This window comes from Pseudomonas sp. 05N433 (assembly GCF_056396925.1).
In genome coordinates, this window is the sequence record NZ_JBFTML010000010.1 from 146217 (window position 1) to 172044 (window position 25828).

At 60.7% G+C, this 25828-nt stretch carries 20 protein-coding genes and 1 pseudogene; 2 read left to right on the forward strand and 19 right to left on the reverse strand.

The window, feature by feature from the left end; translation table 11 throughout:
• Positions 1-54: 54 nt before the first annotated feature.
• The 19 genes and pseudogenes from AC1DIS_RS07685 to tagH all read right to left on the reverse strand — a co-directional run bounded on the left by AC1DIS_RS07685 (position 55) and on the right by tagH (position 23782).
• The gene (locus tag AC1DIS_RS07685; RefSeq protein ID WP_019650072.1) at positions 55-255 is read right to left on the reverse strand and encodes a hypothetical protein; all 201 of its coding nucleotides are present in this window, start codon (positions 253-255) and stop codon (positions 55-57) included.
• A 285-nt stretch (positions 256-540) separates the two neighbouring features.
• On the reverse strand, positions 541-1347 hold the full coding sequence (locus tag AC1DIS_RS07690; protein ID WP_064621121.1) for a hypothetical protein: 807 nt from the start codon (positions 1345-1347) through the stop codon (positions 541-543).
• Entirely contained in the window at positions 1344-1856 is a 513-nt protein-coding gene (locus AC1DIS_RS07695) for a PAAR domain-containing protein (protein WP_064621122.1), read from the reverse strand. Before AC1DIS_RS07695 ends, AC1DIS_RS07690 begins: the two co-directional genes overlap by 4 nt.
• Positions 1857-1866: 10 nt before the next feature.
• A complete protein-coding gene (gene tssE / locus AC1DIS_RS07700; protein ID WP_018927433.1) occupies positions 1867-2274 on the reverse strand; it encodes a type VI secretion system baseplate subunit TssE in 408 nt (135 codons plus the stop codon).
• Between the two features lie 12 nt (positions 2275-2286).
• Positions 2287-3762, reverse strand: a complete 1476-nt coding sequence (tssC, locus tag AC1DIS_RS07705; RefSeq protein ID WP_019580436.1) for a type VI secretion system contractile sheath large subunit — start codon at positions 3760-3762, stop codon at positions 2287-2289.
• A 28-nt stretch (positions 3763-3790) separates the two neighbouring features.
• Positions 3791-4294: a type VI secretion system contractile sheath small subunit gene (tssB, locus tag AC1DIS_RS07710; protein ID WP_007934526.1), complete on the reverse strand. Its 504-nt coding sequence runs from the start codon at positions 4292-4294 to the stop codon at positions 3791-3793.
• A 32-nt stretch (positions 4295-4326) separates the two neighbouring features.
• The gene (gene tssA, locus AC1DIS_RS07715) at positions 4327-5883 is read right to left on the reverse strand and encodes a type VI secretion system protein TssA (RefSeq protein WP_019650068.1); all 1557 of its coding nucleotides are present in this window, start codon (positions 5881-5883) and stop codon (positions 4327-4329) included.
• Positions 5884-6728: 845 nt separating this feature from the next.
• The gene (gene tagQ / locus AC1DIS_RS07720; protein ID WP_019650067.1) at positions 6729-7658 is read right to left on the reverse strand and encodes a type VI secretion system-associated lipoprotein TagQ; all 930 of its coding nucleotides are present in this window, start codon (positions 7656-7658) and stop codon (positions 6729-6731) included.
• A gap of 84 nt (positions 7659-7742) precedes the next feature.
• Positions 7743-9470 (reverse strand): formylglycine-generating enzyme family protein, encoded by a 1728-nt coding sequence (locus AC1DIS_RS07725; RefSeq protein WP_019650066.1) that lies wholly within the window; start codon positions 9468-9470, stop codon positions 7743-7745.
• Complete coding sequence (locus AC1DIS_RS07730; protein WP_019650065.1) at positions 9463-10659, reverse strand: ABC transporter permease; 1197 nt, start codon at positions 10657-10659, stop codon at positions 9463-9465. Before AC1DIS_RS07730 ends, AC1DIS_RS07725 begins: the two co-directional genes overlap by 8 nt.
• Positions 10659-11279, reverse strand: a pseudogene (locus AC1DIS_RS07735) (ATP-binding cassette domain-containing protein); the annotation flags it as partial. The pseudogene AC1DIS_RS07735 and the gene AC1DIS_RS07730, both read right to left, overlap by 1 nt.
• Positions 11188-14259, reverse strand: coding sequence for a serine/threonine-protein kinase (locus tag AC1DIS_RS07740; RefSeq protein WP_477780810.1), 3072 nt, complete (start codon positions 14257-14259; stop codon positions 11188-11190). The gene AC1DIS_RS07740 and the pseudogene AC1DIS_RS07735, both read right to left, overlap by 92 nt.
• Positions 14256-14975 (reverse strand): PP2C family protein-serine/threonine phosphatase, encoded by a 720-nt coding sequence (locus tag AC1DIS_RS07745; protein WP_168206193.1) that lies wholly within the window; start codon positions 14973-14975, stop codon positions 14256-14258. The genes AC1DIS_RS07740 and AC1DIS_RS07745 overlap by 4 nt, the downstream gene beginning before the upstream one ends.
• Positions 14976-14987: 12 nt before the next feature.
• On the reverse strand, positions 14988-15638 hold the full coding sequence (gene tagF, locus AC1DIS_RS07750; RefSeq protein WP_064621130.1) for a type VI secretion system-associated protein TagF: 651 nt from the start codon (positions 15636-15638) through the stop codon (positions 14988-14990).
• Positions 15635-19135: a type VI secretion system membrane subunit TssM gene (gene tssM / locus AC1DIS_RS07755; protein WP_477780811.1), complete on the reverse strand. Its 3501-nt coding sequence runs from the start codon at positions 19133-19135 to the stop codon at positions 15635-15637. Before tssM ends, tagF begins: the two co-directional genes overlap by 4 nt.
• Positions 19132-20430: a DotU family type VI secretion system protein gene (locus AC1DIS_RS07760; RefSeq protein ID WP_018927422.1), complete on the reverse strand. Its 1299-nt coding sequence runs from the start codon at positions 20428-20430 to the stop codon at positions 19132-19134. Before AC1DIS_RS07760 ends, tssM begins: the two co-directional genes overlap by 4 nt.
• 6 nt (positions 20431-20436) lie before the next feature.
• Positions 20437-21771 (reverse strand): type VI secretion system baseplate subunit TssK, encoded by a 1335-nt coding sequence (gene tssK / locus AC1DIS_RS07765; RefSeq protein ID WP_477780812.1) that lies wholly within the window; start codon positions 21769-21771, stop codon positions 20437-20439.
• Positions 21772-21787: 16 nt separating this feature from the next.
• Positions 21788-22294 (reverse strand): type VI secretion system lipoprotein TssJ, encoded by a 507-nt coding sequence (tssJ, locus tag AC1DIS_RS07770; protein ID WP_018927420.1) that lies wholly within the window; start codon positions 22292-22294, stop codon positions 21788-21790.
• Between the two features lie 75 nt (positions 22295-22369).
• Positions 22370-23782 (reverse strand): type VI secretion system-associated FHA domain protein TagH, encoded by a 1413-nt coding sequence (tagH, locus tag AC1DIS_RS07775; protein WP_477748454.1) that lies wholly within the window; start codon positions 23780-23782, stop codon positions 22370-22372.
• Between the two features lie 404 nt (positions 23783-24186).
• Between tagH and tssA (AC1DIS_RS07780) the strand changes: the two genes are divergently transcribed.
• Together tssA (AC1DIS_RS07780) and tssB (AC1DIS_RS07785) are read left to right on the forward strand one after the other, a co-directional pair.
• Complete coding sequence (gene tssA / locus AC1DIS_RS07780) at positions 24187-25224, forward strand: type VI secretion system protein TssA (RefSeq protein ID WP_477748453.1); 1038 nt, start codon at positions 24187-24189, stop codon at positions 25222-25224.
• Positions 25225-25305: 81 nt separating this feature from the next.
• Entirely contained in the window at positions 25306-25815 is a 510-nt protein-coding gene (gene tssB / locus AC1DIS_RS07785; protein WP_007894500.1) for a type VI secretion system contractile sheath small subunit, read from the forward strand.
• Positions 25816-25828: the final 13 nt, after the last annotated feature.

Below are 25828 nucleotides of genomic sequence, written 5' to 3' on the forward strand. Positions count from 1 at the left end.
GCCTGGTTTTGAATTTGGGTGAGCTAGATACGTGTTTTTGCTCAGTGGTCATATTTATGCGGGAGGCAAATTCAGGAAATAGGTGCCAATGCCGTGCATCACCGGTATCGCCATCAAGACAATGAACGTCAGCAACCTATGAAGCTTCGAGTTACGGCTTTTATTGCGTAGCCCAGTCAGGGCTAGAATCAGCGATAAAATGGCCAACGTACCGAATAGGTCACTGTCAGCTAATACGGCCAGATAACCGCTCATCCCTTACATCCTCTTGAGTAAAACTTCCGTTGTAGAGCAGCAGCAGTTTCAGTGCCAAAACACCACAGAAAAAAGTCTGCATTCACGCAGGCGGTAAGTTGGCATAATAACTGCCAACCACTTCGAGCAATGTAATGGACACCAGACACAAAAAAGTCAAAACTCGGTGCCACTTTGAGTTTCTAACCCTAACAAACAAATTACCAATCGCCGCAAAAAAACAAAAAATCGCCAAAGTTCCAAACAAATCACTATCAGCCAACACTGCCAAATAGACGTCAAAACTCATTTTTTATTAAACCCCATGAAATTCCAACGATACAATTGGAAGTTTTTCAAAAAGTCTTCATCCGTAGAGCCTTTAGCCATATTTTTATAATCCCACCCAACAACCGCCTTCTCATAAAATCCTTTTTCAATCGACATACCCGCATATCCATCATTCTGCGGATCAGCCATGTTAGAGCCAATCAATCTCTGAAATGTTGTATTAGGGCGGGTACTCCAACCACTAGTATTACCCTGCCTGATGTCAATTCTGGAGGTATTAATTCCGACTACGACTTGGATATGGTGCGCAACATCTCCAGGACGATCAAGAGCCTGCGCAAGGATGTCCCCGGGCATCAGGCTTTCTACTGCATCCACAGCCAGAGTATTTTCACCCACTTCCTGCATATCCGGAGCACCATAGGTCAACATGACCATTTCGCTAAAGCCGTACATATTGGAAGCGTAACGATCATGCTGCGCTGCGGTGTAATTCTCCATATTCCGGTAAGTTCTAACACCCGTTTTCAGCTTTACCGGCAATCCACGCTTAGACGCAAATTCGCATAAAACCCTCAGAGCAAAGTCTTCACACGTAAACTTATTATTTTTTACAGCGCCGTTTTTATCCCAATATTTTTCATTGATCAGTTTTTCCGCAATCAATGGTGCTTCGTCGTGATAAGCAGCAATATCTGCATCCGTCCAGAAAGCAGTCGTTTTCCAGAATACTTTATAGGTAACTTTTTTCCCGACGGGATCTGACTTTGGAGTTAACGCAATTGACCGCGCCATCAAGGTAGACAAAATTTCGGCACTCATACCGACGCTCCATCAATTGCGGCGTGAAAGTCAAAAGTTTCACCTTCTTCCCCCCCTACCAACTGGGTTCTGCCCATTGCATCACTTTGCCCGGAGATAACTTCGCCTTTGGCGGTTGTAATCTGATAAGGAATATCCTGAAGTGGATTTCCATCCTGATCTTCCATCACAACATGCTGACAATGGGAAAACAGCATCAATGGAACCGGCGGAATAAACGGAACCGGCGTGTGAGAGTTCCCGATAATCACCGTCGAAGACCCGGCCGTAACTTTATTGCCATGAGCACCAACGGAGCCCACGGTCGCCGCCGGTTTACCGTTGATCAAAACAGTCGTTGCAAGGTCGCCAACCATCGCACCACCACACGCCGAGGCATCGCCTTGGCGGGCGGCCGCGAGGCCGTCGAAGAACACGTCGCCGGAACCGGCGGCGATCGGGTTGGTGCCGTGGCCGGGGAGCGGGCAAGCGGTGGGGTCGGATACGCGTGCTGCGGGTTTGCCGGACATCGGAGTCTCCTTAATTGACCTTTACTTGACCGCTGCCATCCAGGCGCGCGGCGAAACTGACCTGGCGCTTGAAACCATCAACTTCCAGCAGGCCTTCGATGCTGAAGGACAGGCGAAGCTGATCGTTGTCACGCGGCAGGGAGATGACACGCACGTTGCTCAGGCGCGGTTCGTAGGCTTCGATGAAGCTTTCGATGGCCCGGCGGGCCTGACTCAGGGAGTCGTGCAGGCTCAGGCGCATGTCATTGAGATCGGGTAGCCCGTAATCGGACAGCGTTTGCACGCTGCCCGCACGGGTGCTGAGCATCTTGGCCAGATGGGCAGCCACCGACGCCATGGCGGAAACCTCGCGGCTCCAGCCGACGCGTTTGTCCGCGTCGCCACCCAGGCGTTCGAAAAGGCTGCCGTATCCAGTCATGAGTCGCTCCGTTTACTCTTTGTCCAGCTTGCCAACCAGCGACAGGGTGAAATCGGCACCCATGTACTTGAAGTGCGGGCGCACGTTCAGGCTGACGCGGTACCAGCCCGGCTCGCCTTCAACATCGCTGACGATGATCTGGGCTGCGCGCAGTGGACGACGGCCACGGACTTCGGCGCTCGGGTTTTCCTGGTCGGCCACGTACTGGCGGATCCACTTGTTGAGTTCCAGCTCGAGGTCGGTACGTTCTTTCCACGAACCGAGTTGCTCGCGCTGCAGCACTTTCAAGTAGTGAGCCAGGCGGTTGACGATCATCATGTACGGCAGTTGGGTGCCGAGCTTGTAGTTCAGCTCTGCAGCCTTGCCTTCAGCGCTGATGCCGAAGAACTTCGGCTTCTGCACCGAGCTTGCGGAGAAGAACGCCGCGTTGTCGGAGCCTTTGCGCATGGTCAGGGAGATGAAACCTTCCTCGGCCAGTTCGTATTCACGACGGTCGCTAACCAATACTTCGGTAGGAATCTTGGTTTCGATTTCGCCCATGCTTTCGAAGTGGTGCAACGGCAGGTCTTCAACCGCGCCACCGCTTTGTGGGCCGATGATGTTCGGGCACCAGCGGAATTTGGCGAAGCTGTCGGTCAGCTTGGTGCCGAACGCGTAGGCCGTGTTGCCCCACAGGTAGTGCTCGTGGCTGTTGGCGACGGTTTCTTTGTACACGAACGATTTGACCGGGTTTTCTTCCGGGTCGTACGGGTTACGCAGCAGGAAGCGCGGCACGGTCAGGCCAACGTAACGGGAGTCTTCCGACTGACGGAAGCTCTGCCATTTGGCGAACTGCGGGCCTTCGAAGTGATCCTTCAGATCTTTCAGGTCCGGCAGGCCGGTAAAGCTTTCCAGGCCGAAGAATTTCGGGCCGGCGGCAGCAATAAACGGCGCGTGGGACATGCAGGCTACGCTGGACACGTACTGCATCAGTTTCACGTCCGGCGAGCTTGGGGACATGTAGTAGTTGGCGATGATCGCGCCAACCGGCTGACCACCGAACTGGCCGTATTCAGCGGTGTAGATGTGCTTGTACAGGCCCGACTGCATCACTTCCGGCGAATCTTCGAAGTCATCCAGCAGGTCGTCCTTGGAGACGTTGAGGATTTCGATCTTGATGTTTTCGCGGAAGTTGGTGCGGTCGACCAGCAACTGCAGGCCACGCCACGACGATTCCAGGGACTGGAAGTCCGGGTGGTGCAGGATTTCGTCCATCTGGCGGCTGAGCTTGGCATCGATCTCGGCGATCATGCGGTCGACCATGGCCTTCTTGACCGGCTCACCGTTGTTCTGCGGCTTGAGCAGCTCTTCGATGAACGCCGACACACCGCGCTTGGCGATGTCGTAGGCTTCGTCATCCGGGGTCAGGCGGGTTTCGGCGATGATGCTGTCGAGAATGCTGTATTCGCCGTTCTCGTTGCTCTTTTGCTGTGCTGCGCTAGTGCTCATTGTGTTGGCTTCCTTGGCTGATGGGGGCTCAGGCGTCCTGGGCTGCGGCGTTCAGGCCCAGCTCACCGAGTACGCGACCGCGGGATTCGTCGTCGGCGAGCACGCCTTCGATGGCTTTGCGGAACGCAGGCGCGTTACCCAGCGGGCCTTTGAGGGCCACCAGCGCGTCGCGCAGTTCCATCAGTTTTTTCAGCTCAGGCACTTGCTCGACCAAGGATGCCGGGTTGAAGTCCTTCATCGAGTTGACGCGCAGTTGCACGGCCAGTTCTTCAGTGTCGCTTTCTTCCTGAAGACGGTTCGGTACGCTCAGCGTCAGGCTCAGCTCTTGCTTGGCCAGCACTTCGTCGAAGGTCATCTTGTCGATGCTGATCGGCTTGCGATCTTCGACTTTGCGTTCGTCCTTGCGGTGGGTGTAGTCACCGATTGCCAGTAGTTTCAGCGGCAGTTCAATCTCTTCCTGAGCACCGCCGGTGGCGGGTTTGAAGGTGACGTTGATGCGTTCCTTGGGGGCTACCGAGCCTTCTTTGGCCATGGCTTTTCTCCTTGCGGTTGTGGCCCTGGGGCCTATTCGAGTACCACTTCGAGATCGAGGTGGCACAGCCTGCGATAAATCTCTTCCTTGCGTTCACGCACTGCATGGTTCTGCGGTAACAACTCGCAGCAGCTATGCAGCAAATGCAGCACTTCCAGCGCAAGATCGGGCTCCCAGGCGTGCAGGCCTGAGTCCTGTAATGTTTGGTCGAGGGTTTCGAGTTGGGTCTTGGCCAGTTCGTATTTCTTGGCCATGAAGCACAGCCGCGCGAGGGCGAACTGCCAGAAGAACCGAACCCGCCCGCCGTGGGCGCTTTGCAGGCCCTGCTTGAGGATCTGCACGGCGGCCTTGAGGCCGTCCTTGCGCAGAATCGGCATGACTTCTTCCAGGGCCAGTTCCCAGGCCGGCTGGGTATCGGCGACTTCGACCTTGCGCGGCGCACTGGCGCTTTGCAGGTGCGGCATGACGTGGGCGCTGATCCAGGCGCGGGTGGCCGGGTCGGCGAACGGCGCGCCGTCGTGGAAACGCAATTCGATGATGCCGGGCAGGCGCTGAACCAAAAGCGCGAAGTGGATTTCCACTTCGCGCATGGCCATCTCGGCGTTCAGCCCCTGAAGGCATTCCCAGACCATTCGCTGGCCATCGAACCAGAACGGCGCCTTCGCCAGGCTCGCCTCCAGCTCTACCAGCAGATCAGCGTATTTCCCTTGGTCGAAGCGGTCCTGATAGGCCTTGAGTTTGTCTGCCGGCACGCCACGCAGGACGGTGATCTGCTCGGCATTGCGCTCGGGCACCGCGTCGATGGGCAGCCACAGCAGCGTACGATTGAGGCGCAGGGCGCGCAGGTCGGTGGCTTTCTGCTTCAGCCACCAGGCGCACAACGGACGGGCGCTTTCCTGCTGAGCGCGCAGGGCCTTATGGGCTTCTTTCTCGTTGTCGATCGGTGCGCCGGGGGTGAACAGCTGAGTCGCAGCCTGCTTGACCTGGGCCACTGCGGCGCCCACCACACCGGGCTCCGGCTGGTTGTCGGCAGCGCGCTGAACCATGTTTTTCAAGCGGCGGGAGATCGGCAGCAGCAACGGCGCGTCATCGCCCAAGTGCTCGGTGCACGCGGCGTCGAGGCCTTCCAGATGCTCGACCAGCCGGCGGAACAGCGGCAGCTGCTCTTTGATCGCAACGTTTTCGTTCAGCACCTGTTCAAGACGCGGCACCAACCAGCTGATGGCGGCGGAGCGGGTGCGGGCCTTGTTCGGGTGAACTTCAGCCCAGTGGTTTTCGCAAAGATGGTGCAACAAACCGAGGCCGGCCAGCAGCCCCTGGAAGGATTCACGCTGGTATAGCGCCCAGGTCAGCCACGCGCCGACACGCAAATCCTTGGATTGAGTGCGCAGCAGGTTTTCACTGTTTTCACGGATTTTCAGCCAGTCGATCTGACCACTTTCGTGCATGGACTGGGCTTTGGCCAGTTCGCTTTCCAATGCCTCGTATTCGCTCGAAAAGCGAACATCCTCGCCCGCGAAACTCTCTTGGGAAACAGAGGCTTTTGCGAGTTCAAGGTAATGGGCAGAAAGTTTGCTTGAGTAGGACATCCATGGCCTTAATTAGGAAAACGGTCATGCGGCCATTGCAGTTGCAATGGCGCCGGACAGTATCAAAGAGCTGCGATGAGTCTCATCCAATTGAGTTCGTGCTCTTTCAAGTGCGCGCATCCTAATCACAATGATGGCCATTAGCAAGCACCCAAATAAACAATAAAACGGCGGTTTCTCTATTGCATGTAGGAGAAAGCCCTATATGTGACAGGGGATTCCCTGACGCTGGCTTTAACCCTCCCATCTCGACGCATTGCCCCCGAAACCATTGGGCCAGAGCGGTTTATCAAACCAGTGGATAATCACTGAACATTCACGCCCTGAAGCGGAACCCAGCATGACAAAAATAAAAAATGAAAAATGTAGGAGGTTTCCGAAAAGTTACAGTCATCTATGGACATAGCAGTGACAGACAATAAGCAATACAAGGCTCCGTCAAAATGATGGCGCCTTGTATTTGATCCACTTCTCTCCAAATACATATTCTGTTCGCCTCAAATTTCTTACAAAAGTATCGAAAGCCCTTCGCGCGTTGCTGACGCAACATTCTGAAACGCGGAAAACTCTGACGTACTTTCTGGAGGCGTCCGACATCATTCTTTTGTTCGCTTGTAAGCGTGTCGGGTAGTTTGCGCTTGCTCCAACTCGGCATCCCCTATGGAGGCTGGCAGGGATGTAAATTGGCGTTGAGCAGAATGGCGGATAATCCGCAGTTGCTGGTGAAGCGAGCGCTGGATCATTTGCCAGCGCAGGAGATGGCGGCGCATGGCGCCCAGGCGTAGCCAGTACAGATCATTCCCACGCAGCGCGCGGGAATGATCAAAGCCCTACAGAAAGCTCAATCAAACATTCGGGCAAGGTACCGGTGCCCAGTCGCCCAGGTCCGGGTTCTTGCACATGCTGTTGACCTGAGTGGTGCCTGCGCTGGCGACTTGCTTGCTTTCCGCCTGTTTGGCTTGTGCGGTTTGCAGGGTTTTCTCGGTGGTGACCGCTTCTTTCGGCACGGTTGGCAGCACCGGTTTTTTCGCCGGTTTCACCGCTTTTTTGCTCTTGGTCGGGGTCACGACCGGTGTGGTGTCGGCGGTCGCCACGGTGACCACGTCAGTGCGCTGCACGCCTACTTGCTGCAGGTCTTTTTCGTAGGCCTGGGTGTAGTTGTTCAGGTCTTCGCTGGCTTTACCGTTCACCGCGACGATCAGGTCGTTGGACTCTTTGAGGCCGGCGACGATTTCTGCCAGGCGCTTGCGGCCCTCGGTGTCGCTGACGGTCTTGGCCTTGCGGTCGGCGACCAGTTTGGTGAACGCGCTCTGGTAGCACTGTTGCGAAGCCTTGGCGTACGCGGTGCTGCGGTCGATGTCGGCGGCGCTTTTGTTGACGTCGGAGGCGTAGGACGCGATGCGCTGGTTGTCATCGGCGATCTGCTTCTGACGCTCGTTGTAGTAACCGACCGCGCCGCCCGCCAGGGCACCGCCTGCTGCACCGATGGCGGCGTTGCGGCCACGGTTCTCGGAATCGGTCAGGGCGCCCAACAGTGCACCGCCGACAGCGCCGACAGCCGCACCGGTAACCACCGACTTGGTCATGTTCGAATCGGTGGCGCGCAGGTGCTGCACCGGCTCGTAGCAGTTCGGGTAGTACTCGACCTTGGTGCTCGAGGCGACCTTGGACGTCGGCGACGTAGCGCAACCGGTCAGTACGGTGCTGAAGCCAACAGCGATCAGCAGCAAGTGACGCTTGGAAACCGAAGCAAAAGCTTTACGGGAGGAAAGCATAGTTGTGTTCTCGTTTAAGTTTGACCAGCTCAGCACGGCCCATCGCCGCCTGAGTCCCTTCCAAGCTCGCTGTACAACGAACGATCAAGACCGCTGAGCGTTCGATGCGAGCAATTCCTTCAATATCGCCGCCGGGTCGGCTCGTCGTTGCTGACGATAATCACCGACATGGCGAACGAATAACGTCGCGCGCGTCACCAGGCTCTTGCCCAGTACCGGCTTGCGCTCCAACTCTTCCTTGATGCGTTGAAACTGCGCCTGGATCACGGCATCGGTGTAGCGCGTGCCAGTCGCCAGGTTGTCGATGTAGATCGCCACCGCGCCGTCCAGCGCGCTGCGGCCGTTGTCGATGGCCATGGCGAACAGCTTGGCGCTGGCCTCGTCCTTGGCGTCCACGGCCTGCTGGCGACTCTTCTGCAAATTGGTCAGGCGAATGTTGTAGTTGTTGACGGTCTCGGCCACCAGGGCCGCCGACTGGATCAGGTTGCCGGCCGCTTCCTCGCGCTGTTGGGCGATGAGCGAGACGTTGCGCTTGAGCTCTTCGTTGACCAGCCCCAACTCGGCTTGCAAACGCGGATCGACGCTGGCGGCAATGATGCTGTCCAGGCGTTTGGTCGGGTCCTGGGCGTCATCGATGGCATCGGTCAGCGAAGCCAGCCGACCTTCTTTCTGCCATTGGGCAAACAGTTCCTTGTAGCGCGAACGGGGCGCCGACAACGCGCCAACCGCGACCCGGAACCCGGTGGTTTCGTTGTTTTGCTCGGTGCCGTCGGCGGCGAACAGCGGGTACTCGCGGCGCATCCCGGTAAACAAGGTGCCCTCGCCTTCCAGGTAATTGCCGCCCTTGACCACGAAGCCGCCGTAGGTGCCCTGGCGGCGTCCGGCGTGCACCAGCTGGAAGGACTCCTGGACCATTTCGGCGGCGTTGCCGATCACGTCGAACAAGCCAATGGGGTTTGGCAGTTTGGTACCGATCGGCATCAACCGCGCGGCCTGACCGGTGCCGCCGGCGACCTGATTGAAGACCGCCCAATCGGCCAGCGGTCCGTCGCTTTCGCTGCCGTCCAGGCGCCGGGGAAACAGGCGCCCTTCCAGGTCCTGACGGCTGACGGCCTGCCCGCCACGGGCAGCAAATTCCCATTCGACTTCGGTCGGCAAGCGCACAAAACCCAGCCCGCCCTCCTCTGCCGAGGTGCCGCGACCGCTCACCGGCAGCAGGTCCTTGTGGTATTTCATCAGCCAGGCGCTATACACCGCCGAGAAGCGTTCCGCCTCGAATCGCGACAGCTTCACCTTGGGCAAACGCCCGGCCATGCCTTGCGGAATTTCAGCCTGCAACGCCTCGCAGGCTGGCGCTGGTTCACCGCTGGCCAACGATTGCGCCTGGGCCATGACCTGCGCGTATTGGCGGGCGGTGACTTCGTATTTGCCGATGAAATAGAGCATCGGTTTGAGCGGGGTGTTGGCGTCGGTCTTGGGCATCAACGGGGTGATGCTTTTACTCCAGTCCTTGGGCAGATCCTTGAGGGTGAACTGGCCATTGATGAAGTCCCGGCGATAACCGGAAATGAACGACTGCTGATAGCCGGCCTCGCCTTCGCTGAACGGGTAACCGAGGCTGATCTCGCGGTCGTCCAGACTGCCCTGGGCCAGGATGTAGACGTAACGGAACACCATCTGCCCTTCGCACGGCAGCGGCAGGCTGACGTCATCGGGCAACGGCTTGGGGTTGTCCAGCTTGTCGGTGCCTTCATCAGCCCAGACCATGCCGGCCAGGCTCAGCGCCACGGCGGCGCCCAGTAACTTATACATCTCGGATTCCTTCACACGCCTGGATACGCGCCACTCGCCAGCCACCACAGAGCGCCGCCACGGCGCTGACGCCGAGCACGGCCGCCAGGGCCAACGCGTAGTGACGCGCCAGCAGATGGCTGGCGTACTCGCCCGGCATCTGCGCAAATAAATGGTTCAGGCCCGATTGCGCCAGGCCATACAGCCCGGCACTCAACAGGGCGGCAAGGCCGGCGCTGTACAGCGCCTGCACCACCACAAACAACAGCAACGCTGCCGTGGAAAACCCCAGCAAGCGCAGCACCGATAACGCTCGACGCTTGCGCTCGACCGCCGCCAGTGCCCCGGCAAAAATCGCCGCGAACGCTCCCGCCACGGCTAATCCGGCGATGATCCAGAACACGATCGACAGGTTGCGGCTCAGCGATTGCACTTGGGCGATGGCCTGGGCCTGGGTCGAGACCAGCAGGTTCTGTGCAGCGAAGTATTGGCGCAGCGGTTCGACATCCTGGAGGCTGCGGGCGTACAGGCGAAACGCCGGATATACCCGCTGCTCCGTCGCGCCCACCGCATCACCTGGCCAATCGAACGCAGGCACGGCGCGGCCGTCCCGGTAATCTTCAGCCGCTTCCAGTAACGTCAACGGCGCGAACAATCCGTCCCGGGCGAAGGCTTCCAGCGGCAGAACCTGCAGCACCTGAACGCGAGTGCGCTGCGCCTCGCCACGACCGGCCACCTGCCGGCCAAAACCGGCCTGTAACCAATCACCGGCCTTGGCCCCAAGCTTTTCGGCGGCGGTCTGGCTGAGCAGCACCTGATCCAGCCCTTGGGGTACCGGCAGACTGCCGAGCAACGGATCGTTGGCGGTGGTGGGGATCATTTCCACAGTCACCGTCGAAGCGCCAGCGGTCAGATCCGCTGTCGCGGCAATCTGCCGGGTGCGCGGCAAGGCGAACGACACGTCGCTGCGCTGGCTCAACTGCTCGATAAACGCGGCACTGAACCGGCCGCCACCGAGGGGGATGATCTCCCGGGTGGCCGGGTCGTTTTCCAGGCGCTCGGTCAAACTGCTGACCAGGCCGAATTTCAAACCGAACAGCACCAGCAGCGGTGCGATCACCGCCACCAGCGCCAATACCGAGCAGGCCGACAGCCAGGCATCGTTGCGGTAATCCTGCCAGGCCAGGGAAGCCACCAGTGCGCCGCGCATCAGCAGGCCTCCCCAAGGGTGGCGGTGACACCGCCATCGACGTCGCGATGACAACTGATGCGTCGCACCTGCAAACCGCTGGCGCGGGCCAGTGACTCGTCGTGGGTGGCAACGACGCAGCACACCCTGTGTTCACGAGCCTGGGTCACCAGTAATTGCATCACGCGTTCCGCGTTCAGCGGATCGAGGGCAGCGGTCGGTTCATCGGCCAACAGCAGGCGCGGCCCATGGGCCAGGGCGCGGGCACAACTCACCCGTTGCCGTTGGCCGACGGACAAGTCGCACGGTCTTTTGCCCAGTTGATCGGTGATATCCAACGCCCCGGCCAGGCGATCGACGCTGCCGTCGTCTTTCAAGCCGAGCAGTTGGCGCGACAGGTCGATGTTGCCGCGCACGTCCAGAAAATCCAGCAGGCCACCGGTTTGCAGCACGTAACCCAAGTGCCGGCTGCGCAGGTTCGCCAAGGCACTTTGCGCATCTGCGCGCCACAGCCCGGCAATGTCCGTCGTGGTTTGGCCGGACGCAAAATCAAACTGCCCGGCCTGATCCGGCGCCAGCACCAGCGCCAGCAAATCGAGCAACGTGCTTTTGCCGCAGCCACTGGGACCAACCGCCGAAACGCACCCAGTTGGCCAGGTCGTTGTGGAAGGTTTCGTAGAGGCGGATTTTCGAGTCCAGCTCGTCGATAAAGTCCTCCTGCTCGGCCACGCTCAGGGAAAGCCACAAATCCTGGGTCATGTTCAGCGACTTGCTGCGATAAGGCAGTCCTTCCAGGTACTCCCCCAAAACCCCGCCATCGGCCAGATTGCCCCCCTTGCGCAAGGCCGAGGGATCGCGGCTCATGTAGGCACTGGCACTGGCGATTTCCTGGAAGAAATTCTTCGGTGAGGTCTGGGTCTTGCGGGCGGCGTCAACGATCAGTTTCAGCGATTGCTGCAAGTCGTTGAGCTGCAGTTTGGTCAGCATCACGCACACTTGGAACGCCGGCAGGGCCGGGTTGGTCAGGTCGCGGTCGGCGGTCCAGGCGCTGACCAGTTGCGGCGCCTGGCTGGCGGCTTTTCGCCCCAGGAAGTCCATGTGCATCGCGTAGCCGATGGCCGCCGATTTGTCGGCCAGGCTCGGCGCGGCGCTCAGCAGCGGCACGGTTTGCGACTTGTTGCTGCGCACCTGATGCACCAGGTCGGCAAACACCGAACCGATCTCGTCCACCCGTTCACCGAACTTGCGCACATCGGCGCCCGGCACCGGGATGTACAGATCGCCGATCTGCGGGTTGGCGTCGGCGGTCAGGGTTCGATACTGACTTTGCGCACCGCCATGGGTTTTCTTGCCGGCATCGCTGAGCAGGTGCAAGGCGTAGATTTTGATCTGTTTGCCCAATGCGGCCTGACGCACTTCGGCCTCGTTCATTTGCGTGGCGGCATACGGGTCGTTCTTGCGCAACGCACCGGCATCGGTGACCAACAGAATCAAGCGTCCGCCATAACCGGACCAGTCCATGCCCTCGACCGCTTCCATCACGCCGGCAAACGCATCTTCATTGAACGAATGGCTCGAGACCGTGGACGCCTTGACCTGCCGCGCCAGGTCCATGAAGCGCTGTGGGTCGCGGCCCTGGTCCAGGGTGATCAAGGTTTTGGCGACGTATTCCAGGCCAGGGGTTTTCTGGATGCTGTTTCGAAACCCCACCAGGCCAAAGCTGACACTGTCCAGCTCGCCCCGCTCGGCGATGCGGGTTTGCAGTTGGTGCACCACGTCGCGGACCTGATCGATGTAGGGCTGCATGGACACCGTGGTGTCGACGACCAACACCACAGCGGTGCGAAATGCATCGGCATTGGCGGCGCTGATCGGAGTGTTGCCGACAGTGGCCTTCGGTGCATTGCCGGGGTCGATGGACGCCACGTTCAGCAACTGCACCGGCTGGCCGTTTTCATCGAAGCTCTCGCGCGAATCAAAGATCGGCAACAGATAAAACTGGTTCTGCGGCACCGCGCTGGCGGCCGGTTCCAGGGCCAGCACCTGCTGATTGTCTTCACGGTTCTGCTGGGCCTTGAGCAACAGGTTTTTTGCAGCCGACGGATCGGCCAGCAGCCGCTCCACTTCGCCGGGCTGACGCAGGAACATCACCGGCGCACGACCGGAGCGTTCGGTGAACTTGAGCACCAGGCTTTGCTTCCAGTCGCTGACTTGTTCGGCTGGCAACCAGCCGTCACTGCGCCCGTCGGTGGCGGCGCCGACGCGTAGCCACGGGCTGCCGGCCACCTCTTGGCGCTGATAGACGTACAGCACGGAAAACGCCGGCAAGGCCTTGTCAGGTGCTGCCCCCGGTTCACTGGCGAGTTTCGCTCCCGGGTTGCTGAGCACCCGCTGGAACAAGGTTTTTTTGCCGGCCATCAGCAGCGGGCGCTGACCGTTATCGACTTCTGTCGCCACAGGGGGGTTCACCGGTGGCGCCACGGCTGGCGGCGGTGTTTTGACTGGAGGCACTGAAGGCACTGAAGCCACTGGCGCCTTGGCGTCCGCTTCGACGTCACCGGACAGCCACCAATAACCCGCGCCGCCCAAGGCCAGCACCACGGCTACCGCAACAGCGGCAAGCGCGAACACCGGTCCCTTGCGCTGCTCCGAGGCCGGGGATTGCGGCGTCGACTTCGCCGTCGGCGCAACAGGCTTGGCTTGGGGTTGTGGCTGTGCAGGGCTCGTCGGAATGTCGATAGACACCGGCGTCAGTCCCGCCAGGTCATTGCCCACCGGAAGGGGCAACGGCCGGATCGTGGTCGCTTCAACCGATTCCCCGGGCAGATTATCCAGCGCCTGCAACAACGCCTTTGCATCCGGGAAACGCTCGGCCGGATCCTTGGCCAACAGCTTGCGCAGCACCTCTTGATAACGGCCGTGGTGCACCGGCAGCTCCGGCAGCGGTTCGGTCAAATGCGCCAAGGCCGTAGAGAGCGCGTCGTTGCCGGTGTACGGCAGTTTGCCGACGAGGATTTCGTAGAGCACCACGCCCAGGGCATAAAGATCGGCCCGGCCGTCAATGTCCTGGCCGCGCGCCTGTTCCGGGCTCATGTAGCTGGGCGTGCCGACGGCGAAACCCGCTTGGGTGAACTGGGTGCGGTCGTCCAGCGACTTGGCGATGCCGAAGTCCGAGAGCACCGCTGTGCCATCGGCGCGGAACAGAATGTTCGCCGGTTTGACGTCGCGATGAACCAGCCCCAGACCATGGGCATAGCCCAGCGCCGAGGCGATCTGGCGGATGTAGATCAGGCCCTGCTCCGGCGTCAGGCCGGCGGCAATGCGCTCCTTGAGCGTACCGTTGGGCAGGTACTCCATGGCCATGTAATACAGCTCACCGACATTGCCGATGTCATGGATGGTGACCGTATGCGGGTGAGACAGGCGCGCCAGGGTTTTGCCTTCGCGCAGGAAGCGCTCGCAGAAACTCGGATCGGCTGCCAGCGCGGCGGTCATGACCTTCAACGCCACCTTGCGCTCCAGCGAGCGTTGGGTCGCCAGGTAAACGCTGGCCATGGCGCCCTCACCGATCTCACCGTCGATGTCGTAGCCCGGGATCAGAATGTTCGCGGTGAGGTTCATGAAGGCACCTTCACGACGATGACGGTGATGTTGTCCGGAGCGCCGCGCATCAGGCCCAGGGACACCAGGCTGCTGGCGATTTCCCCTGGCTCGTCGTGGCCCAGCACCTCGCGGATCTCATGATCTTCAACGGTTTTGTTCAGCCCATCGCTGCACAACAGGTAACTGTCGCCGGGCTTCAACAGCAACTCGACCATCGCCAGTTCCAGCTGTGCCTGGACCCCGATAGCGCGGGTGACAATATTGGACCGCGGGTGCACCCGGGCTTCGGCTTCACTGAGCAGGCCGCTGTCCTGCAGATCCTGGACGTAACTGTGGTCCCGCGAGATGCGTTTGAGCCGGCCGTCACGCAGGCGATACAAGCGGCTGTCACCCGCCCACAGACACACCCCACGCAAGTCACGCGCCGCCAGCACCACCACCGTGCTGCCCATCATGGTCACGCCGCGGTTGGCGGTTTCTTCACGCACGGCGGCGTTGACCCGCAGCAGGTCGGTTTTCAACGCCGCGACGTATTCATCCAGCGAACGGCCCACAGCAATGCTACGCAAACTGTCGACAATCAGACTGCTGACGTAGTCGCCCGCCGCGTGCCCGCCCATGCCATCGGCGACCACCCACAGGCCTTTTTGCGGCAGGTCCAGGCAAGCGTCTTCGTTAACCTGGCGGACCATGCCGACATGGCTTTTGCTTGCAGACTTGAGGGTCCTTCCCACGTTTGAACACATCTACACAACACCTTCTTGGCCGAGCAAAAATTGCGCAAAATCAGCGGCGGCCGGCAGGCCCTGGCACCGCAATAAACCGGGGGCGATGCGCTCCGAACCCTGGCCCCACCACACACTGGCCCCTTCGCAGGCCTGTTCGGCGAGGGCGATCATTCGCGCCTGCGGATCAGTGACATCAAAGCGGTGCAAACCGGCAAAACGGCCGCTCGGGGTGCGTCGCAGATAAGCCGGGCTGCCCAGCGCCTCCAGTCCTGCACCGAAGGCCTCGAAGCTTGCCTCCACGTTCAAGGTGCTCAACAGCAATTGCTCGACCTGTTCAAACCAGATATCCGAACCGCCTATCACCGACGCAGGATCAGCGTCGTGATCCAGCAGCACCGCGACGGTCAGCGGAAAATACCGGCCAACCCGATCAATGCTCGGCATCACCACCCCCACGGCGGCCTGCGGCCCGCACACACCGGGCGCGACCATAAAGCGCCACAGCGGACTGACCAGATAGGCATTCAGCCAACGGTCGCCAAGGCTCTGGCTGGCGAGCAACCCCGCCGCCAGCCACGAATCCCAAGGGCCGATAAAACTCTGCGGCAAGCCACGGCTGACAAAGTCCCCGCGACTGGCCAACTTTCCATAGAAGCCCGGCGTGCTCATAAGCGCTCCGGCAGGCTGAAACCGCTGAGCACACGGCTCTTGAACGGGTTGAAGGCGCTGTTGGCCCGTAGCTCATAAGAGGCGCTGGCGCCATCGACCCGCAACCGCAGGTTGAAGCGGTCCGGCGAGTTGCCGGCGGTCAGGTCCGATTGCTCGAGCAGGCGGAACCAGGCCCAGGGCCCGTCCAGGGTGATGCCGGACCGACCGCTGGCCGTGGGCGGCATGATCGAGATCCGCACCACGCCGATGCTGCCGGGGTTGGGCCATTGCATGGCGGTCGGACGGCTAGGTCCGTGGTCGTAGCTCAATTGCTGGCCGTCGAGGTCGAGCAAAAACTGGGTGATGGTGGAATCCATGGCCACGGGCTTGAGTTCGAAGCGCACCATCGGCTGGGTACCGCCGGAACGGAAAAACGCATCCCGGATGGTCGCTGCCCGCTGGAAGGTTTGCAGCACGCCCGGGGCGATGCCGAGCTTCTGCGCGGCGCCCGGTTGCCAGCGCCAGGCCTGGGTCGAGGTATCCACGTAGGGCTGCAGGTATTTGCGGAAGTAGTTGTCCATCACCCCGCCCACGCCGAAGAACTGACCGAAGTCGTCGAGGGTCGCGTCCCGTGCACTGCCTGGCGACATCGGATAACGCCCGGCCAGGGACTGGCGATAGATGTTCACCACTTCGCTGGTCCAGGCCGCGTTCAGTTGATTGCGTACTCCACCCATCATGCTGTTGGTGGTGGAGTTGACCACCGACTTGACCAGGCCCTGCACCAACGCCGGTTGACGCTCGGCGTTGAGGCTGACCCGCGTCGCCGCCGCTGCGGCCTGGTTCTTGGCTTCGCCAAGCAAGGCGTCGCCGCTGGCACCGACCATGGCGCTGACCTGCACATACAGGGCGTTCATGTCGGCCAGCAGGCCGTCGATGGCTGCCGGCTCGCCTTCGTTCTTGCTGACGATGCGGTTGAGTTCGGCAAAATGCGCAGTGACTGGATCGTCACTGGCCTCAGGCGTGTTTTGCATCGCCTGCTCCTGGCCGAGCAAAGTGCCCAAGCGCTCTTTGAGCTTGTCGACCCCGCCCTCCACCGGCGCGCCCTTGGCGGCCAGCACGCGTTCTTCCTGTTGCAGGTCGGTTTCCTTCGCCACCGCCACCAGCAGTTTTTTCAACGGCGAAGTCGGCCCGGAAATCACCCGCAGCACATCGGCGGCCTGGGCCACGCTGGTGATCGGCACGAAGTCGATATCAGCCAACAAGGCGTCCCACTGGCGCTGGTAATCCTGGAAATACAAACGGCGTACATCGGCAGCCAGGCTGGCGACGTTCTGTTGTTCTGCCTGATCGCGACCGAGCACCCACTGCTCCTCGGCCAGGGTGCCGGTCTGGTTCAGGCTGGTGAGCAAAAACCCTTGGCGGTAACCCTTGGCCGTGAAGAAGCCACTCAAGGGGTCGCCCAGCGGCTTGCCGCTCTTGCGGCTGAACACCAGCGCAGCATCGTGCCCGGCCGCTTCGCTAAGACGAAAGTCCGCAATGCCGTCCGGCAGTTTCTGCCGTTTGATCCGGTCGTAGACACGCTGGGCCACCGGCAGCTGTTGCAACTGCCGGCGTAAATCGTCGATCAGGCGTGGGTCGAGACGCGCAGTGGGCGGATGGCGTTCGAACAGCGCCTGCAAGTGCTCACCGAGGGCTACGCGCTGCTCGGCCGGTAAGTCGCGCGGCAGGCTGCGGTCCCAGTCCAGGGCGATCCACGCCTTGATGAAATCAGCATCGTAATGCTCACTGTCGGCGAGCATCAGGTAGGCCTTCAAGCCTTCGTAAAGGAAGTCCGAATTGCCGCCGCCGTGCAGTTGCTCCTCGATACGCGTGAGCAAGCGCGGCGCGAAGACCGCGATCAACAGCTTGCGATAAACGCTGCCGGACTCGGCTTCAAGCATGTCGCCCTGATACAGACCCAGGCCTTCGGCCCAGTTCGGCGCATCATCGGCCAAGTGCTTCACTGCGTTGAGCAAGGGCAACACGGCGAGCACGTCCCGCTGGGCCGGGCTGAGGTTCTGCACGGCCTGGCCCAGGGGCACGACTTTCTGATCGACTTGCGCGATATACGCCTGATTGGCGCGGTAGCTGACCCACCACAAGGTCCCGACCACCAGCACCAAGGCTACGGTCGAGGCCAGCACGCCCTGGGCGATCCACTTGCGTCGACGTTCGACTTTCGGATTGACACCCACCAGCCCACGCTCGGCAAAGGCCACGGCGCTGAAGAGCTTTTCGATGAAGTAACTGCGCCCGGTGCCGTTCTGGCGCACCAGGTGCTGGCGGTCCAGGTTCATGCTCTRGGCCATGGAGCCGATCAGCCGGTCAATCGGGCTGCCTTCCTGGGTGCCGCTGGTGAAATACACCCCGCGCAACAGCGCCCGCTCTTCAAAGGCGTTGGGTTTGAACACGCCCTCAAGGAAGCTTTGCAGGCAATCCTTCAACGCGCCGAACTGCTGTGGAAAACCGTAGATCAGATCGCGTCGCGCCGGGTCGCGTTCCTGCTGCAAGCGCTCCACCAGCCGATCGTTCAGGCGTTGCTCCAGACCGGCGAATTCGCTTTGCAGATGGGCCAGCGGGCTGTCATTGCTTTTGCCGTCATCCAGAGCGAAGGTCATGCCCCAGACCTGAGCTCGCTCTTCCTTGCTCAGGGTGTCGAAATACTCCATGAACCCGGGCACCAGATCGAGCTTGGTCAGCATCAGGTAGATCGGGAAGCGCACGCCCAGTTGGGTGTACAGCTCCTGAATGCGCAGGCGTATCGCAGCGGCATGGGCGGCGCGTTCGGCGTCGCTGCCCAGCAACAGGTCGGAGAGGCTGATGGCGATAAATGCACCGTCGATCGGGCGACGGGCCCGCTGTTTTTTCAACAGACCCAGAAAGCCCAGCCATGCGGCCTTGTCGACCGTCGCGTCGCTGTCCTGAGTGGTGTAGCGGCCTGCGGTGTCGAGCAGCACAGCCTGGTCGGTAAACCACCAATCACAATTGCGCGTACCGCCGACGCCGCGCACCGCACCGGCGCCCAACTGCGCGGCCAACGGAAAATGCAGACCGGAGTTGACCAGCGCCGTGGTCTTGCCCGAACCCGGCGGGCCGATGATCACGTACCACGGCAATTCGTAGAGATTGCGTCGTTCGTCGCCGCCCAGCTTGGCTTTCTTCAACAGCGTCAGGGCTTCGTCCATGCGCTGGCGCAGGGTTTCGAGCTCTTCGGCCGTAGCGATGCTGGTCGGGTCCGGCGGGGTTTGCGCCGCCAGGCTGCGCATGACTTCGGCGGCCTGACGGCGGGCCTGGATGATGCGAAACACCCGATAGGCGATCCACACCGCGAACAGCAGAATGATCAGCGCCCAGCGCCGGCCTTCGGGCACCAGGAGCTCAAGCAGCGGCCCGACAAACCAGATGATCAGGCTCAGGGCGATCAGCCCCAGCAACGGAATGACCCAGCGGGTCATAAAACTGAAAAACGCCTTCACTCGACCCCCTCCGCCAACACTGTGATTTCGACCCGACGATTGCGTGCGCGGCCCTCGGTCGTAGCGTTCGAGGCCAACGGTTCTGTGTCGCTGCGGCCTTCGGCGCTGAAGCGCTCGGGCTGGCCGGTCTTGGCCGAAAGGATTTGCAGCACCGAAGTGGCCCGTGCCTCGGACAACGCCCAGTTCGATGGAAACCTCAAGGTGGCAATCGGGCGATTGTCACTGTGACCGGTCACCCGGACCTGGCCCTTGACCTTGCGAATGGCATCGGCGATGCGCAGCATCAGCGGCTGGAAATTGTCGACGATACTGGCGCTGCCCGAGGCGAACAGCTCATCGCCACGGATAGTCACCACTGAACGGTCAACGGCATCTTCCACGGCCACCCGGCCGGCCTTGATTTCATCAGCGAGAAAACCGGCCAAGCGTGGCCGCTCGACCAGTTTCGGCTGCACCACCGGACGGTCGATGGCCTGCACCGGGATCTCGCCCAGCGCATGAATGTTTTTAAACACCGGCTCGGCATCGGCGGCCAGTTTCAAGCGCAGGCCGAACACCAGGGCCAGCAGCAACGCCACACCGATGGCCACCGCGATCCATGGCGGCATGAATTGCGCCAGTCGATCGCGCGCCACGGTCACGCCGCGCCAATGGGGCGACAGTTCACGCTCATATTCGCCACGGGCGCTGCGGATAACCGCACTGGTGCGCTCACGCAACGCCTCCAATTGGCTGCGACCATCATTCATGACCCGATAACGCCCTTCGAAACCCAGGCACATGCACAGGTACAACAGCTCCAACAGATACAAACGTTCGCGGGGGCTTTGCAGGCAATGTTCCAATAGCTGGAACACCTTCTCGCCGCCCCAGGCCTCGTTGTGCACGGTGATCAGCAGGCTCTGCTTGCCCCAGTCGCCGGTGCCACCCCACGGCGTACTCAACACCGCTTCATCCAGGGCGGTGCACAAGGCGTAACGGGCCAGCAACACATCGTTGCGCACCACGCCGGCGGCCTCGGCGCGCTCCTCGAACTGGCGCAGGTAGGCCAGTAGTTGCGCCCGCAGACTCGCCGGTGCCGGGTGGGCAATGGTGTTGCGCAAGCGGGTCAGCAAAGCCAGCAGCGGGCCCGCGGCGCTCTCCAGGGGGTTGAGACCTTCGGCTTTGCCGGTCAACAGCGGCGCGGCCGGCATCGACAGTGGCGCGGGCTGGGCGCGGCCAGGGTCCGGGCGGGCCGGCTCGGCGCCACGGCCACCGGGTGTCGGCATGAACTGGGTACGATCGTCGTTATTCATCGCGGTTTATCCTCGGATCGCCCAGAAAGCCAGGTTCAACCCCGGGAACTGACCCGCGATGTGGAACGCAAAACCGCCGGAGTTGGCCAGTTGTTGCCAATGCTCGCTGCCCCGGTCGAGTTCGTAATAGGTGGAGCCGGCGTGATAGGGAATCTGCCGTGGCGCCACCGGCAGCGGCAGCAGACCGATGCCCGGCAATTGCAGGTTGACCATGTCGCGAATGTGTTCCACCGAGCCGATTTTGCTCTGCAGGCCGAAGCGGCTGCGCAGGGTCTCGGCAGGTACATCGGCGCGCACCACCAGAATAAAACTGGCGTTGTCGAGCAGGGTCTTGTCAGCCAGCATGGCCACATGAATGCCATAGGCTTTTTCGACGATCGGAATCGGCGTGGCCTTGCTGTCGATCAGCATCGACAGCGCTTCACGCAGGGCTTGCATCACCGGCGCAAAGCTCAGCGCGAGGTCATCATGCTGGTACTGCGGGAATTCCTGCGGTCGCCGCCCGGAAGCGGTAAAAGTCGAGAATTCCCCGGCCAGGCTCACCAACTCGCTGTAGAAGCGCTCGGGATGCAAAGGGCTCAAGTGGCTCAAGTGCTGGATCAACGGCTGAGCACGGTTGACCAGTTGCAGCAGCATGAAATCGGCAATCTCCGAAGCACCGCCGGCACCGGACGCCACCACCCGCCCAGCGAGCGCTTCTCCGCGTTGATGAAGCAGGCCCAGTAGCTCGTTGCGAAACGCAGCCAAGGGCGTGGAGGCGACCACATCCAGCAGCGGCGGGATGTAAGTGTCATCGAGCACCAAGGCGCGGTCGGCGCGTTTCTCCTTGATTCGCACCAGGCCGATGGCCGCGTAGTCGCTGATGCCATCCCGGGCGACCAATAATCGCAGTGCCCTCGACCCCACGGCCACCGGGGCCTGGTTTTCGAACGGCGCGTTGTCGTCCCGCACTTCGCGCACCTGACTCACATAGCGCGCAGCACCCAGGGCCTCGCCTTCGTCAACGGTGTCACGCGCGCCGGCGCGCTTGAGCGGCAAGGCCAGGTACACCAAACCATCGCGCAGGTTGTCATCGATATTCAGCGGGCTCGGCGCCAGATCATCCTGGGGAATGTTGAATGGCGTGCCGTCTGGCAACAGGCCCCGCGCCGAGATGATCGCCAGTTTGCCCTGGGCCAGCAGGCCCTGGTCGATCAGCAACTCAGAAAACCCCCAGGCACCGGCCGACAATGGGCKACTCCGGGCGTCGATGAGATTCTCCAGGTAACGGTCATGCTGCTGGAAGTGCTGCGTTCCAATGAACATGCCTTCCGACCAGACCACGCGATTGTTCCAGGACATGGGGGGCTCCGATTGTTTATTGGGCAGGGCTGGATGGGGGAACCGCGACGGCGCTGCGCACGGCTCGCACGTCGAGGCTGATCTGGTATTCGGTGTATTGGCGCGGCGGGACGTTCATCACCGTGCGCCACAGCGACTGATCCAGCTCGCGATACCCCACCAGTACGCCGATATGACGGGTGGCCGGATCGAGGTCACGCTGCAGACTCAACTGCTGGCCAGGCTGGATCAGCACTTCGTCCTGGTCGATCAGATCCGCACCGAGCGTCGCCTGGGCTCGTTCGGCCAGTGCGAAATAATCGGAACGACCGAAGGTGGCGGCATTTTTCAATTCGAAAATGCGCACCCGGACCGGGGCCGGCTGGCCAGTGGCTCCGGGGTTGAGCCCGGCGATGGCGTGAAAGTGCAACTCGACGGCGGCCGTGTCGGCCTCAGCCTCTTCGGGCTGGGGTTTGGTGGCCTCCTTGGCACACGCGGTCAGCAGAAGCGCGGTGGCGACTGCGAGTAAAAACCTGTGAATCATCCTGCGTCCTCAATGACGTTTCAGCTATCCGTTGTTCCGTTCTTTGCTCTGAATGCCGTTATGCAACGGCCACGCTCAGCGGCGGCGTTGCCTGGTACTGTGTTCTTCGTAGGCACGGCTGAATTCCCGACCGAACAGGTCCTGGAAATCCTCCTGGGCCTCACGGGAAATATTGCTGTAGAGCTCGGTGAACTGCTGCCAGTACTGGGCCTGTCGTGAACCATTGAAAATGCTCGACAGGCCACCGGGCTTGCCCATGCGCTCTTCCAGTTGTGCCGGCTCGAAACGCGCCAGCAGATGCTTGATCGCTGCTTCCACACCGGCCATCACCGCCAACTGGTGGGCACGCAAGTCATCGAAGCTGTCGCGCACCGCCAGGTCCGGCGCCATGAACGCCTGATTGGTGTGGCGCAACAGCAGCAGCAAGGCCTCATCGACGTTGGGAGCGAATTTCAGCGGGTTGTTTTCCACCGGCTGAATCATCGTCTGCTGAATGCGAAACTCGCCCTTGAGGCTGCTGCGGGCGCGCAAGACATCGATCAGGCCTTCGACCATCAATCGATAACTGCGGCCGATGTTTTCCATCTGCGCTTCGGCCTGGGCCTTTTCCAGGCGCACTTGATCCAGCCCGGCGCCGCGCAGAAAGGCTCGCAACAGGTCGGGTTGCGAATGGTCGACCGGGCTGACCGGATTGACCGGGGGCTCAACGATAGCCACGGGCGGTTCGCGCAGGGGGGCCGGCTCGATCGGCACGCTGATTTGAGGTACGGGTGGTGGCGCAACCTCTGCAACAGGCAAGGGAGCAATCGCCATCGGCGCAGGCTGGTCGCTGAACAGGTCCCAATCTTCCGGAATCACCGGGGCTGGGGTCGACGCCATCGGCACAGGCTCGGCCATGGACGTCGGGTTGGGGATCGGGGTCGGTGGGCGGAAGTCGTGCTGCTCAGCCGGGACATGGTCGGACTGGGTGGCCGGCGGGACGGTGGTCGGTGCCAGAAAGTCGAACAAGTCCGGCAGCGTGTCCATGGCCGACACACCCTGGAAATGTGCAGGCGGTGTCATGGGCGACGATGTCGGCGTAGCCACGCCGGCGCCCTGACGCCCCATCAGAGCCTCGAAGCTGTTGGACGAATCGGCAAAAGGGTTGTTGTCAGTCACCGGCAGATTGAAATCGATACGCGCCTGGATTTCATAATCACCTATGCGGATAACTTCCCCATCTTGCAACGGCTCGCTGTTTCCTTTGCGCAGACGAATGCCGGCCTTAACCAATTCCACACCATTAGTGCTGTTATCGGTTAAATAATACCGGCCATCTTTATATTGAATAACGCAATGCTTTCCGGAAACCAAGCGCTCTGGATCGGGCAATACCCAGTCATTATCAGAATTACGGCCAATTGCCATTACTCCCTGATCCATGGATTTTTCAGAGCATTGACCAGGGGTAATCTTGTGATAACTAGTGATAGTCAAACACAGCGGCATCTTGCCTCCTTGCTGCACACTTTGCGCGCCGGCGAATGAAGGGATCAATCCCCGCGAAGCTCGCCGACAAACCTTGCAAACAACCTAAAAAACAGCTTTTTACCAGCACATTTGCTGATCTTAACCGGTTTACGTGACAAAAAATCTGCGTCAGTACCTTCTTGGACCTACCGGTCGCGAGGGTTGTTAAGCACCTCACATCTGTCACACAGGAGAAATAGCTTACCTTGACAAGCCATAAGTACTACACCAAAAATGAACAACTTTCTTGAATACAGTGATGGCACTTTAAGATCACAGAGGATCCAAAGGGCCATTACACACAAGGAAACATGCGAAGTTCCACTTGGAACTAACGTGTGAACTGCCCGTTTCTGTCGCGGGCGATAGGGAGATCAATTTCAGTGGAAGTGCCTTTGCTGCTCGCCGCCGTTTCCGCGACTTCGCCTTGTGGCGAAGATCTGGAATACGACGCTGACTTTTTGCGCCTGGAACGCGATTCCCAAGGCCAGCCCGAGCGCAGCATGGGCGATTCGATATTGCCTGCCGAACCGCCTGAATGGCGCAGCATCCAGCAGCAAAGCCTGGATTTGTTGCAACGCAGCAAAGACCTGCGTATCACCCATTTCCTTCTGCAAAGCTCCCTTGCCCTGGAAGGTGTCCCCGGCCTGGCCCGCGTCCTGACGCTGATCAGCGAATTGCTCAAGCAATACTGGGCCGACCTGCATCCACGCCTGGATGCCGAAGACGACAACGATCCCACCGTGCGCATCAATGCCCTCGCCGGCCTGGCGTCCGATGCCACCATTCGCCTGTTGCGCGAAAGTATCCTGGCCCGTTCGCGAACCTTTGGCGCTGTCAGCCTGCGCGCCGCCGCCAACGCCAGCGGTCTGCAAAGCTTCCCTGACGAAAACCTCGGCGCCGAACAACTCGCCGGAGCGTTCCTCGACAGCGATCCCGAACAGTTGGACATCATCCGCAAAGCCTTGCACGAGGCCCGTAGCGCCGCCGAGACCATCGAGCAACACGTCAGCGAACAAGTCGGCTCCGCCCAGGGCGTTGACCTTGGCCCATTGAAGCAACCGCTCAAAATGGCCTTGCAGATTCTCGGCCAGTTCGCCCCGCAGAGCGGCGACAGCCCCCAGCCCGATGCCATCAGCGACGACAGTGCCGCGCCGGTTGAATACACCACCGCGCCAAGCGCGCCGCGCAACGCCAACGCCAACGCCAGCAGCGGCGAAATCAACAACCGTGACGACGTGCTGCGCAGCCTGGACCGGATTCTTGCGTATTACACCCGTCACGAGCCCTCCAGCCCCCTGCCGGTGCTGTTGAATCGGGCAAAGAATCTGGTGCACGCCGACTTCGCGGCGATCGTGCGCAACCTGATTCCCGACGGCATCAGCCAATTTGAAAACCTGCGCGGACCAGACAGCGAATAAAAAGCGTACGGATCACGCAGTCACGTCACCGGCACCGCCGATGACGCCAACACCGTCGCTTGAGCGACCAGGAGCAGCAACGTGGCGAAGCAAAGTTCTCAGAAATTCATCGCGCGCAACCGTGCGCCTCGAGTGCAGATCGAGTACGACGTCGAGCTTTACGGCGCCGAGAAAAAGGTCCAGTTGCCCTTCGTAATGGGCGTTATGGCTGACCTCGCCGGCAAGCCCGCCGAGCCTCTGGCACCTGTGGCCGATCGCAAGTTCCTTGAAGTGGATGTGGACAACTTCGACTCCCGCCTCAAGGCCATGCAGCCACGCGTTGCGTTCCACGTGCCCAACGAGCTGACCGGCGAAGGCAACCTGAGCCTGGACATCACCTTTGAAAGCATGGACGACTTCAGCCCGGCCGCCGTGGCGCGCAAAGTCGACTCGCTAAACAAGCTGCTCGAAGCGCGCACTCAATTGGCCAACCTGCTGACCTACATGGACGGCAAGACCGGTGCCGAAGAAATCATCATGAAGGCCATCAAGGATCCGGCGCTGCTCCAGGCACTTGCCAGTGCGCCCAAGCCCGCCGAGCCTCAGGCTTAATCAGGACGAATGA

Excerpts from the sequence above, each read along its gene's own strand:
- tagQ (WP_019650067.1), bottom strand. The coding sequence starts at position 7,658 with ATGCTTTCCTCCCGTAAAGCTTTTGCTTCGGTTTCCAAGCGTCACTTG.
- tssE (WP_018927433.1), bottom strand. The coding sequence starts at position 2,274 with ATGACTGGATACGGCAGCCTTTTCGAACGCCTGGGTGGCGACGCGGAC.
- AC1DIS_RS07725 (WP_019650066.1), bottom strand. The coding sequence starts at position 9,470 with ATGTATAAGTTACTGGGCGCCGCCGTGGCGCTGAGCCTGGCCGGCATG.
- tagF (WP_064621130.1), bottom strand. The coding sequence starts at position 15,638 with ATGAGCACGCCGGGCTTCTATGGAAAGTTGGCCAGTCGCGGGGACTTT.
- AC1DIS_RS07730 (WP_019650065.1), bottom strand. The coding sequence starts at position 10,659 with ATGCGCGGCGCACTGGTGGCTTCCCTGGCCTGGCAGGATTACCGCAAC.
- tssB (WP_007934526.1), bottom strand. The coding sequence starts at position 4,294 with ATGGCCAAAGAAGGCTCGGTAGCCCCCAAGGAACGCATCAACGTCACC.
- tssJ (WP_018927420.1), bottom strand. The coding sequence starts at position 22,294 with ATGATTCACAGGTTTTTACTCGCAGTCGCCACCGCGCTTCTGCTGACC.
- tssA (WP_019650068.1), bottom strand. The coding sequence starts at position 5,883 with ATGTCCTACTCAAGCAAACTTTCTGCCCATTACCTTGAACTCGCAAAA.
- AC1DIS_RS07760 (WP_018927422.1), bottom strand. The coding sequence starts at position 20,430 with ATGAATAACGACGATCGTACCCAGTTCATGCCGACACCCGGTGGCCGT.
- AC1DIS_RS07740 (WP_477780810.1), bottom strand. The coding sequence starts at position 14,259 with ATGAACCTCACCGCGAACATTCTGATCCCGGGCTACGACATCGACGGT.
- tagH (WP_477748454.1), bottom strand. The coding sequence starts at position 23,782 with ATGCCGCTGTGTTTGACTATCACTAGTTATCACAAGATTACCCCTGGT.
- AC1DIS_RS07690 (WP_064621121.1), bottom strand. The coding sequence starts at position 1,347 with ATGAGTGCCGAAATTTTGTCTACCTTGATGGCGCGGTCAATTGCGTTA.
- AC1DIS_RS07695 (WP_064621122.1), bottom strand. The coding sequence starts at position 1,856 with ATGTCCGGCAAACCCGCAGCACGCGTATCCGACCCCACCGCTTGCCCG.
- AC1DIS_RS07685 (WP_019650072.1), bottom strand. The coding sequence starts at position 255 with ATGAGCGGTTATCTGGCCGTATTAGCTGACAGTGACCTATTCGGTACG.
- tssC (WP_019580436.1), bottom strand. The coding sequence starts at position 3,762 with ATGAGCACTAGCGCAGCACAGCAAAAGAGCAACGAGAACGGCGAATAC.